The sequence below is a fragment of the Nigerium sp. genome, assembly GCF_039811905.1.
Classification (GTDB): Bacteria; Actinomycetota; Actinomycetes; order Propionibacteriales; family Propionibacteriaceae; genus Propioniciclava.
Genome location: NZ_JBDHZL010000114.1, coordinates 1 through 8,346, shown reverse-complemented (window position 1 = coordinate 8,346; position 8,346 = coordinate 1). Strand labels below are relative to the sequence as shown.

Genomic DNA, 8,346 nt, shown 5'->3' with positions numbered 1-8,346 from the left:
GCAGCGCGGAGAGGTGGATGAACTTGTCGAAGTTCGTCCGCCGCGCCCGGAACTGCTCGTACACCCTGCTCAACTGCAACTCCAGCGGCGTCACCCCCGTCGGGAGCTGCCCCTTCAGGCCGAGCGCCTCGCGCTGCTCCAACGTGAACGCAGCCCCGCGGTTCACCCGCGGGATCCTGATCACCTCGCGCCCGCGCGCGAACAGGCGGACCCGACCGCCGTGCGCGCCGGGCAGCACCTCGTACTTCGTCCGGTCAACGTCCATGAACGAAGGCTATCCCCGACCGACGAACTTCGCTGGGCGAAGGCGGTGCCCTCCCGGACCCCGGGGCGTGCCCGGGCTCTCAGGCCAGGCCGGCGCGCTCCAGGGACGCACGCTCCTGGGCGCGGTACTGGGCGAACCGGGGCAGGAACTTGTCCCAGTCGATGGAGTGGCCGTCCAACTCGGGGCCGTCGATGCAGGCGTGCTTGCGCACGAGGCGTCCGCCCTCGGTCACCGGCACCATGCAGGCCCCGCACATGCCGGTCGCGTCGACCATGATCGAGTTCAGGCTCGCGACGGTCGGCGTCCCGTACTCCCTGGTGAGGGCGCACACGGCCTCCATCATCCGGGGCGGGCCGATCGTGACGACCTCCGCGACGCGGCGCCCTGCGGGCGCACCGCCGGCCGCGCGGGCGCGGTCGGCGTCCAGCATCTGCCGCAGCGGTCCGGTGACCATCCCCGGGATACCGAAGCTGCCGTCGTCGGAGGTGAACACCAGCTCCACGCGCCCGTCGAACTCCCGCTGCAGGGACGCCAGCCGCGCGGCCTCGCCGTTCCAGAAGAGCAGATCCACGCTGCGGAACCCGACGATCAGCGTCACGTGGTTCCCCCGGCGCAGGTGCTCCCGCGCGATCGGGAACACCGGCGGTAGCCCGACGCCGCCTGCGGTGAACACGACCGTCTCGGACGCCGCGTCGTAGTCGTGCAGCTCGCTCGGCAGCCCGAGCGGCCCGGCGATGCCGGCGAAGACGTCGCCGACGCCGAGGGCGTTCATCTTGCGCGTCGAGGTGCCCATCCCCTGGATGACCAGGGTGATCGTGCCGGCGTGGGCGTCCCAGTCGGCGAGCGTCAGCGGGATCAGCTCGCCGTCCGGCCAGCCCAGCACCCGCACGAACTGGCCGGCCCGCGCGGCCCTCGCGATCAGCGGCGCGTACACCTCGAACTCGACGATGCCGGGCGCGAGCGGCGTCTTCGCGACGATCCGGGCCGGGGCGGACGCCTCGGCCGTGAACCTCCTCGCGCGCGCCACCCGGGCGCGCACCTCGTCGGCCGACAGGGACGCCAGCGCCCCGATCTCGCGCGCGGCGGCCTGCCCGTCGCCCGCCGCCCGGATGGCGGTCGAGCCGCCGCGGGCGGCGTCCCCGCCGGAGTAGACGCCGTCCAGGGACGTCCGCTGGGTGCCCTCGCCGACCTCGATCGCGCCCCGCCTGCTGACCCGCAGGTCGCGCTGGCTGTCGCGGATGATCGGGTTCGACGCGTTGCCGAGCGCCATGATGACGAGGTCCGCGGGCACGGTCTCCCGCTCGCCCGTCGGGCGCGGCGCCCGCCGCCCGGAGGCGTCCGGGTCGCCGAGCTCCATGACGTCGAGCACGGCCGCACGGACGGCGTGCGTCCGGTCGTCGCCGGCGAACTCGGCCGGGGCGCGCAGCGTGCGCAGCCGGACGCCCTCCTCGAGCGCGTGGTGGAGTTCCTCAACGCGGCAGGGCATGGCGTCCTGGGTGCGGCGGTAGACGATCGTGACGTCGCCGCCCAACCGGTAGGCGGTGCGGGCGGCGTCCATCGCGGTGTTGCCGCCGCCCACGACCAGCACCCGCTTGCCGCCCACCTCGGGCAGGGGCGTCTCGTACTCGTCCGAGAGGCCACGCATCAGGTTCACCCTGGTGAGGAACTCGTTCGCGCTCATCACGTTCACCAGGTGCTCGCCCGGCACGTTCATGAACTGCGGCAGCCCCGCGCCCGTCCCCACGAAGACCTGCGCGAACCCGGCGGCCCGCAGATCGTCGAGGGTCGCGGTCTTGCCGACGACGAAGTTCGTCACGAACCGGCCGCCCAGCAGCCGGATCTTGCGCACCACGTCGTCGATGAGCTCGTTCGGCAGCCGGAACTCCGGGATGCCGTAGCGCAGCACCCCGCCCAGCTCGTGGAACGCCTCGAACACCGTCACCGGGTGCCCCTGCGCGGCCAGCAGGAAGGCGTTGATCAGCCCCGACGGGCCCGAGCCGACGATCGCCACGGGGGCCTTCGTCGCGGTCCGCCACGGGTCCGGATGCCCGCCGTAGCGCCGCTCGATCTCCTCCGGAGTCACGCGCTTCTCGCGCTGCGGCAGGAACCACTCGAGCTGCCCGATCTCGATCGGACGCTGCTGGTGGGCGCACACGCCCTGGCACTGCAGCTCTTGCGGGCAGACGCGCCCGGTCACGTTCGGCAGCGGGTTGCACGACTCCAGCAGGGCGAGCGCCTCGGCGAACTTGCCCTGACCGAGCAGGTCGAGCAGCGACGGGATGTGGATCTGCACCGGGCAGCCGCCCTTCCGCTGCCCGGACGCCAGCAGCTCGCCCAGCTCGCACGGGCTGTCGGCGCACTGCTTGTCGCGCAGCGCCTCCAACCACACGAACAGGTCGACCTCCCGCTGGCTGTACCCCTGCGTCAGGTAGCCGAGGTAGCCGGTGTTCACGAGCCCGAAGTCGCGGTTGCGCGCCTCCGGCTCCCGGATGTAGGGCCCGATGTTGCTCGCGGCCGGCCAGTTCTCCGAGAGCCCGGCGAACATCGGGTAGCGGTCGCGCAGGTGGGCGTCCAGGGCCCGGATGAACGTCCGCTTGCCGCGCAGCGGCAGATCCCACAGGAAGCGCATCAGGACGGTGCTCGCGTCGTCGTCGCGCAGCAGCGTCTCCCAGAGCTGGTGGGTGAACCCGGCGCCAAGCTCCCCCGACCGGAACTGCCCGGCCAGCGCGGCCATCCCGTCGCGGATGAACAGCTCCCGGAACTGCCCCGGGTCGGCCACCAACTGCCGGCGCAGCACGGCGAGCTGCGCCTCGAAGGTCGCCACGGCGTCCGACTTGCCGAGCTCGCTGACGGCCGCGCGCGAGGCGTCCAGGGACGCCTGTGCGGCCAGGTACTGCTGCAGCGCCGTGGGGCGCGTCTCGACGCTCATCGGATGATCTCGCTGTCGCAGTTGTCGATGACCTTCTTGATGCGCGCCCGGGTCTCGCGGGTCAGCTCCAGCTTCTCGAGCGCCCCCGGGATCATCCGGGCCACGTGGCGGGTCGCCCCGCCCTCGACGACGAGCACCGACTCGAAGAGCTCCGGCATCTCCTGGTAGCAGGTCTTGCAGTCGCTGCAGAGCGTCCGGTCGTCCTCGAGGAGGGAGACGACCGCGGGCTCCCCGCCCAGCGCCGCCTCCGCCGCGCGCGGGGCGCTCAGGGGGGGGGACGCCTCCCGGCAGCCCCCGCTCGCCGCCGGGACGCTCACGGGGGCCGCCGCCGGGCCTCCCAGCCCGAGCGCCCCCAGATCCACCCCGGACGCCGCCGGTGCGGCCGTCGCGGCGAGCTCCGCCATCGCGCGGGCGATGTCGTCGAGGGACGTCTCGCGCGCCTGGGTCGCGGTCTCGACCTCGGCCCGGAGCGCGGCGAGCGCCGCCGCGCTCTCGGCGGCCGCGGCGTCCAGCGTCTGGCCGGCGAGGTACCGCAGCAGGTTCCAGTGGTCGCGGCGCTGCTCGACCAGCGCGACGATGAGCGGCGAGCAGACCACCCGCACCAGTCGCAGGTCGGCGTCCGTGGAGTGGACGAACGGCAGCTTGCCCTCCCGCTCCTCGGCGGGCAGCTCGACGAACTCGTCGATCGGGACGCCTGCCGCCTCCTCGGCCGGACGCAGCGGCCGGAACTGCTTGCGGAACCGCGCCTCACCGATCGCGAAGTCGGCCGGCGTCAGGGGCACCGAGAGCACCGCTAGCGAGCCGTCGGCGCCCACGTGTTCGAGCTTGTGCGTCGCCCACGTCTTCGTGACGTCGGGGTTGCCGTCGAGGCTGAACCGGTCGGAGACGTCGGGCCCGCGGCGCGGGTCGTGGACGAACAGCGGGCTCATCCGGCTGCGGACCGCGAGGCGTCCGCGGCTGGCCGCCTGCTCGTCGGCGATGCCCTGCTCGCCCTGGCAGGGGGTGTAGACGTCCATGAGGGCCGGCCCGTCGCCGTAGGCGATCAGCTCGGCGGTGTTCTTCAGGAAGTGCGCCTGGAACGCGGTCGCGGTGGAGACCACGAAGACGTCCGGGTGGAAGCTGGCGAGCAGCCCCAGCTCCTTGCGCGCCTCGATCTTGCCCGCGTGGGCGGCGCCGGCGCGGGCGAGGTCGGAGTCCTGCCCTGTGAACGACGACGTGGACGCCTGCCCGCCCGTATTGGAGTACACCCCCGTGTTCAGGACGAGGACCTTGATGGGCGTGCTCGACGTCAGCACGCGGCTGAGCGCGCCGAACCCGATGTCGTAGGACGCCCCGTCGCCGCCGATCGTCAGGAACGTCGGCAGCAGCTCCCGCTCCTCGTGCGTGAACTGCTCCCAGCCGAGCCGCTCCAGCGCGGGCCCCGCGACGGCCGGGTCGTAGGCGTCCGCGAGGTCGGCCCGCGCGCGGCGCAGCGTGCGCACCGCGTCGACCGTCTGCGCGGCGATGCCCTCGAAGAGGCCCTTGGCCAGGGGTTGCGCGTCCTGGAACAGGCTGTTCACCCAGGGGTCGTTGTAGGGGTTGTAGGGCATCGTCGAGGCGTAGACCGACGAGCAGCCGGTCGCGTTGGCGATGACCGTGCTCGCCGGCCCCTGGCCGGTCGGCCCGCCCTCCAGCAGGTAGAGCTGCTCTTCCAGCCCCTCGATCTCGTCGGCGATGCGCGAGCGGCGGCCCTCGTCGGGGGCGCCGAGGGCGTCCGACTTGGCGTGCAGCGCGGCGATGAGGCGCTCCAGTTCGGCGCGCCGCCGCTGCTGCCGCTGGGCGCCGAGCGCGTGGCTGGACGCCACGACCAGCCGGATCGCGGTCACCTCGCCGCAGCCCCGGCAGCCGCCGTGGCCGCCGGTGGTCGCGTAGTAGTTCTTGCGGTCGAGCAGCATGCGCTTGAGGTCGCCGCCCGGCCCGGTCGCCGCCTCGTGGAACCGCTCGGGCGTGTTGGGCAGCTCGGTGAGGAACTCGAAGCGGTCCTCCAGCGTGGTCATCATCGCGGCGTCCTGCTCGCGCGCGACGAGGGCGTGCGGGCCGCAGATGTCGACGCACTCGAGACACCCGGTGCATTTCCACGGGTCGATCGTGGCGGCGAACAGCCCGCCGGACCCCGCCTGCTGCTTCTCCAGCGCGTCGAAGAACGCGCGCGTGCGCGCGACCGGGTAGGACGCCAGCGTCGCGACCAGCTTCGCGACGGCCGGCTGGGCGTCCGGCTCGACGACCCGCGAGGACGCCTCCGCGACCAGGTCGGCGAACGTCCGGGCGTCCTTCTTGGACCCGCGATACAGCGACCGCACCTCGGCGGTCAGGACGCCGACGGCGTCCAGCGCGCGGGTGCGCTCGGGCTCGGCGAGCCCCGCGACCCGGACGGACGTGCGGAGCAGCTCGTCGATCTCGAAGGCCTGATTCGGGATGGCGGCGTCGGGGCAGACGAGCGCGCACTCCATGCAGCCGGTGCACAGGTCGGGCTGGAAGTCGGGCACCGTGCGGCGGAACAGGCCCTTGTCCTTGCCGGCGGCCGTTCCGGGGGGCACGAACAGCCCGGTGCCGGGCAGCACGGGCGCCTCGGCGATCGTGCCGTCGCGGAACGGCTTGCCGGTCATCGTGTCGTAGTAGCTGTAGTCGAACAGGCCGCCGGCGCTGGCGCAGTGGGCGCCGCACTCGGCCATCTGCGCCGAGAGCGCGACGGTGCGCAGGGGCAGCGGGCCCGCGAGGTCGCTGAGGGACGCCAGCTCGGCGCTGTCGTAGTCGACGGCCACGGCGGCCTCGGCGCCGTCGTGGACGACCGCCATGTTGGCGTCCACCACCGTCTCGCCCTTGGAGCCGAACTTCTTCGTGATCTGGACGCGGACCTTGTCCATGATCTCCTCGCGGGACGCCCCGGCGGCCACCCGGTCGACGTGCGCCGCGACGGCGCCGATGAACGCGATGCCCATCATGCGCGTCTGCAGGTTGGGGTCGGGGGCGTGCTCCTTGGCGACGGCGAAGGCGTCCAACACGAAGAAGCGGATGCGCTTGGCCCGGATCGTCCGGCGGACCGAGCTCGGCAGGTCGCGCCAGACCTCGGCCGGGGCCAGGCTGCTCTGCAGCAGGAACGTGCCCCCCTCCACGAGGCCCTTCAGCGGGTTCGCGTGGGCGAACGCCTTGTGGTCGGGGCTGATGACGACCTCGACGTCTTCGAGTTCGGCGTTCGTGGTGAGCACCGGCTTCGGGCTCAGGGTGATGAAGTAGTTCGTCGCCGCGCCCGACTTCTCCGAGCCGTACTTGGGCGCCGACTTGCTGTACATGTCGAGCACGCCGGCGAGGATGTCGGTGAGCAGCTTGCCCGTCGCGATCGTGCCGTAGCCGCCCACCGAGTGGAAGCGGATGCGCAGCGCCTGCTCGGGGAGCAGCTGCGGGTTCTCCTCGGTCTCGAGGGCCATCGCGGCGGTCTCGGGGTAGGCGGCGCGGAGGCGGTCCTGGAGGGGCTTGAGCTCGGGGCTCGGGTCGGGGTCGAAGAACTGCGAGCCCAGGTAGATCAGCGGCGGGACCGACTGGGCGTCCATCGCCTTGAACGCCGCGACCAGGTGCCGCGGCTGGAGGTCGTGCCCGCCCAGGCCGAAGATCGCGCTGGACAGGTCGGGCACCGGATGGGTCATCGCCGGGATGCCGGCGTGGCGGACCTTCTCGATGTTGTCCTGGCCCTTGTAGAGGGCCGAGGTGACGAGTTGGGTGAGGGCCATCTGGTCGGAGCGCTCCAGCACCAGCACCGACTTCTTGCCGTCGAGGGCGGCGACGATGTCGGCCTCGGGGAACGGCTGCAGCATCTTCACGCTGACCAGGCCCGCCTTGATGCCCTGCGCGCGCAGGTACGGCAGCACCGCCCGGACGTCGTCGGTGACCGACCCGAGCGCGACCATGACGACGTCGGCGTCCTCGGTGTCGTAGGTCATGATCGGGTGGTACTGGCGGCCGGAGAGGTCGGCGTACTCGTCCATCGCGCGCCGGACGAGGTCGGGCACGGCGGACGCGAAGTGGGTCCGGTGGTCGACCGCGCCGGCCTGGAAGTCGGGCTGGTTCTGCACCGGACCCGTCATGCCGGGGTTGTTCGGGTCGACGAAGGCGGGCACGAGCTGCCGCGTCCCCTTCTCGAAGGCGTGCTTCCACTGCCGCGTCCACGCGCCGCGCAGATCATCGGGGATCCAGCGCAGGGACGCCGCCGCGAGCGCGGCGTCGTGGTCGCGCTCGACGGCGTCCGCGTGGACGTCGAGGTAGTCGCGGAGGGCGGCCGCGTGGGCGGCGTCGAGGCGTCCGGAGTGGCGATCGAGCCACGCGTTGAGCTGCGCGACGCGGCCCTTCGCCCCGAAGACCAGCTCTTGGGCGAGGGTCGGGCACGGGATGCGTCCGGCGGGGTCGCCCAGGTACTCGCGCAGGAGGTCGGGCTCGGGCAGCAGGGCCTCGGACATCATGTGGCTCGTGGAGAAGCCGTCCATCGCGTTGGCGACGGGGATGAGGCTGAGCGCGGACGTGCGGTAGGAGATCGCGGCGAGGTCGGCGGCCTCCTGCGGGTTGGCGCCGAAGAGCACCGTGTAGCCGGACGGCAGGAGGGCGTAGACGTCGTCGTGGCCCGCCATGACGTTCAGCGAGTGCTTGCTGACGACGCGCGCCGCGGCCTGCAGCACGAACCCGCCCACCTTCTTGCCGACGGTGACGAAGTGGGACTCCATCGCGTAGAGGATGCCCTGCGAGCTGGACGCGTTCGACACGAACTGGCCGCCGGTCAGCGCGGCGCCCAGCGCCCCGGACTGGGCCGAATGCTCCCCCTCCGGCTCGAAGAAGAAGGGGTGCCTGCCGTAGACGTTGACGCCGCCCGCGGAACGGGCGGCCTCGAACAACTCGGCGATCTCGGTGGACGGGGTGATGGGGTACCCGATGACCCCGCCGCACACGTGGGTCATCACGTGGGCGACGGCGCCGTTGCCGTTGATGACGGCCGGGATCCCGCTGTACTTCGCTGCGTGCTTCATCTCGTTCTTTCGCCGGGCCGCGCCGCGCGAAAGATACTCGTCTCGCGGGCGGGATCCCCGCCCGTGGGGCCCGTGCACTCCGCTCGTGCTCAGCTCACCACTGT

The 8,346-nt window shown here is 72.6% G+C and carries 2 protein-coding genes and 1 pseudogene; all 3 read right to left on the bottom strand.

Annotated elements, in window-relative coordinates:
- Positions 1 to 265, bottom strand: a pseudogene (locus tag WMJ97_RS13240) (NAD-dependent malic enzyme); the annotation flags it as partial.
- 79 nt (positions 266 to 344) lie between these two features.
- Positions 345 to 3,194 (bottom strand): sulfide/dihydroorotate dehydrogenase-like FAD/NAD-binding protein, encoded by a 2,850-nt coding sequence (locus WMJ97_RS13235; RefSeq protein ID WP_347349472.1) that lies wholly within the window; start codon positions 3,192 to 3,194, stop codon positions 345 to 347.
- Complete coding sequence (locus tag WMJ97_RS13230) at positions 3,191 to 8,242, bottom strand: 2-oxoacid:acceptor oxidoreductase family protein (RefSeq protein WP_347349471.1); 5,052 nt, start codon at positions 8,240 to 8,242, stop codon at positions 3,191 to 3,193. Before WMJ97_RS13230 ends, WMJ97_RS13235 begins: the two co-directional genes overlap by 4 nt.
- Positions 8,243 to 8,346: the final 104 nt, after the last annotated feature.